At 46.1% G+C, this 1281-nt stretch carries 2 protein-coding genes; one reads left to right on the forward strand and one right to left on the reverse strand.

The genetic code is table 11. The annotated features are described in order from the left end of the window. Window positions 1–225 (reverse strand): hypothetical protein (locus tag DXD68_RS24170; RefSeq protein ID WP_158585932.1); only part of this gene is annotated, 225 nt, incomplete at its 3' end. A gap of 16 nt (window positions 226–241) precedes the next feature. Here DXD68_RS24170 and DXD68_RS23970 point away from each other — a divergent pair. Next, a complete protein-coding gene (locus DXD68_RS23970; RefSeq protein WP_122363923.1) occupies window positions 242–1162 on the forward strand; it encodes an Rpn family recombination-promoting nuclease/putative transposase in 921 nt (306 codons plus the stop codon). The last annotated feature ends 119 nt before the right edge of the window (window positions 1163–1281 follow it).

The raw sequence follows: 1281 nt of genomic DNA on the forward strand, positions 1-1281 counted from the left end.
TTCAAAGAGATGCTGCGCAAAGTCAGCATCCAGAAGTTCGACATCCCGGAAACCGACGAAACAGGCGGTTCCGGCGGCAACGGCGAAGACGACCGCCCCGTAATCGAATAGTCTCCCCCGAATAAATGAATAAAGCAGGCACGGATCGTATATCGGTTCATGCCTGTTTTTGTTCAATAAACCTTTGTCTGTCATGAAATAATCACTACATTTGTCGGTGAACATATAAAACTTTATAACTATGAAGTATCTAAATCCGAAAGCCGATTTAACATTCAAGCGGGTATTCGGCGAGCACCCCGATCTGGTGATGAGCCTGCTTAACGCATTGTTGCCTTTGAAAAAAGGCGCAGAGATAACCGAAATCGAGTACTTGCCCGCTGAGATGGTGCCGGAAAATCCCCTACGTAAATACAGTATTGTCGATGTCCGTTGCAAGGACAAGCAAGGCCGTCAGTTCCTGGTCGAGATGCAGATGTTATGGTCGCCTGAATTTTATCAACGCGTATTATTCAATGCCTCCAAAGCTTATGTCCGGCAGCTGGATAAAGGAGAAACGTATGAACTCTTGCAACCTGTTTACTCGCTTAACCTGGTGAACGATATCTTTGAACCGGAACTGGAGGGCTATTATCATCATTATGAACTGGTGCATGTAGAGCACAGCGACAAGGTGATCGACGGTTTACAGCTTATTTTTGTAGAGCTGCCGAAATTTACACCGCATAATTATGCAGAGAAAAAAATGCAGGTACTCTGGCTTCGTTACCTGACAGAGATCAACGAGCGTACGCGTGAGGTTCCGGAAGAACTGCTTTCCAACCCGGAAATAAATAAAGCCCTGACCGAACTGGAAGAATCTGCCTTTACCGAAGAGCAGTTGGCCGGCTACGAACATTTCTGGGACGGCATCAGCGTAGAAAAAACAATCTACAACAGCGCTATCCGAAAAGGCTTGGCAGAAGGCGAAGCAAAAGGTAAAGCAGAAGGCTTGGCAGAAGGCGAAGCAAAAGGTAAAACGGAAGGCTTGGCAGAGGGCTTGGCAAAAGGCAAAGCAAAATTACTTCTTGTTGCTGCCAATATGAAAAAGAAAGGCATAGACCTGGCTTCCATTATCGAATGTACCGGATTGGATGAAAAGACTGTTCGTAACCTTCCGTAACCGGACACGCCCCCGCGCCGCCATCCTATCTTTATATCATAATCGAGAAACAAAGGTGGAGTTAAATCGCCCTAAAGTGCAATAAACGGAAATAAAGTGCCGTATCGTCACGTAAAGAC

Origin of the sequence: Parabacteroides sp. TM07-1AC (assembly GCF_003480915.1) — a bacterium.
GTDB classification, from domain to species: domain Bacteria; phylum Bacteroidota; class Bacteroidia; order Bacteroidales; family Tannerellaceae; genus Parabacteroides; species Parabacteroides chongii.

What these genes read in the sequence shown, in the direction of transcription:
- DXD68_RS23970 (WP_122363923.1), top strand. Translation starts at nt 242, where the DNA reads ATGAAGTATCTAAATCCGAAAGCCGATTTAACATTCAAGCGGGTATTC.